2 protein-coding genes are annotated in these 1,368 nt (G+C 67.1%); one reads left to right on the top strand and one right to left on the bottom strand.

Annotated elements, in window-relative coordinates; all coding sequences use genetic code 11:
- Positions 1-779 (bottom strand): deoxyribodipyrimidine photo-lyase (locus tag DYI24_RS26630; RefSeq protein ID WP_349627822.1); only part of this gene is annotated, 779 nt, incomplete at its 3' end.
- A gap of 118 nt (positions 780-897) precedes the next feature.
- Between DYI24_RS26630 and DYI24_RS26625 the strand changes: the two genes are divergently transcribed.
- Positions 898-1,296, top strand: coding sequence for a DUF2177 family protein (locus tag DYI24_RS26625; RefSeq protein WP_164574460.1), 399 nt, complete (start codon positions 898-900; stop codon positions 1,294-1,296).
- The last annotated feature ends 72 nt before the right edge of the window (positions 1,297-1,368 follow it).

The following is a 1,368-nucleotide window of genomic DNA, read 5'->3' as shown; positions in this document are numbered from 1 at the left end:
TACCAGACCTGGCGCGGACTGATTTCGCCGAACCGCAGATGCGGCGACAGACCGGAGGTGACGTGCCGATCCGGATAGTCGCGCCCGTCCGCATAGCCGGGCAGCCCCGCGAGGAAGTCGGACAGCCGCGCCTGCGCGGCGGCTTCGCCCGGCGTCCAGGTTTGGCGGAGGCCGCCGGCCCAGTCCGGTGACGTCGGCTCGAGCTGCCAGTCGCTGAGCTGATCGCTCGGTGGAGCCGGCGCCGGCCGCAGCGCCTTCGGGCGGGGCAGGGGCTGCGCTGGATCGCCGAGGCTGAGGACGCGCCGCCAGAACGGCGTGAACACCCGCATGCCGCGGCCATCCTTGCTGCGGATCGCACTCGGCGCCACCAGCGTGTCGCCAGGGTGGCGGTGATACGCGATGCCGGCCACCGTGAGGGCATCGGCCAGCGCATCGGCGACAGCGCGATGCGGAGCGATCTCGATCTCGTTCCAATGCACCGCCGCCGCATCGCTCTGCTGCGCCAGCTCGGCCAGCACCGCGGCCGCCGGCCCGCGCCGCAGGATCAGAGGCGCACCGGCCGCAGCAAGCTCGGCCGCAAGCGAGCGCAGCGATTGCCCCAGCCACCACCGCGCTGCGCCGCCAAGGGGGCGCACATCATCGCTCACCTCATCGAGCACATAAACGCCCAGCACAGCCGCACCGGATTGCGCAGCAGCCTGCACCGCCGGATGATCGGCAAGACGGAGATCGTCGCGAAACCAGACGATGACGGGACGGGAGCTGGCGGTTGTCAGCACGTGGGCTCATCCTGGATACGAGGCTGCGATTTTGCGCCGCTGTCCGGCTGCGTCTGCAACCATCGACGAGGCATTCCGTATTTGACAGGATGCATTCTGCTTTGTTCAGGAGGACGATTTGAAGCGCTACGGTCTGCTCTATCTGGCAACATTCATTGTCCTGATTCCGCTCGACTTTTTGTTCCTCGGCACGATCGCCAAGAGCTTCTTCCAGTCGCAGGTCGGCGAGATGCTCGGCGAGGTGAGGCTGTTGCCGGCTGTGCTGTTCTACCTGCTCTACGTCGTCGGCATCGTCATCTTCGTCAACGGCTCGGCGCAGGCGACTTGGCAATCCTCGTTGTTGTACGGGGCGCTGTTCGGGCTGTTCTGCTACGCGACCTTCGAGCTGACGTCGCTGGCGCTGCTGAAGCACTGGACTTGGCCGGTGGTGGCGGTCGACATCTCGTGGGGGGCGTTCATCACCGCGGTATCGGGAACGCTCGGCCTGTTGCTCGCCGACTGGTGGTCGCCGCGCTGACCGCGCGCCGACGGCTCGACACTTAAAACGCTGCAGGACTGCTGAATGACCGGTGCGGCCAAATGGCCGCCC

The organism is Rhodopseudomonas sp. BR0C11 (assembly GCF_010820945.1).
GTDB lineage: Bacteria > Pseudomonadota > Alphaproteobacteria > Rhizobiales > Xanthobacteraceae > Rhodopseudomonas > Rhodopseudomonas palustris_H.
The sequence above is the reverse complement of the archived record's forward strand: the minus strand, read 5'-3'. Positions and strand labels throughout refer to the sequence as shown.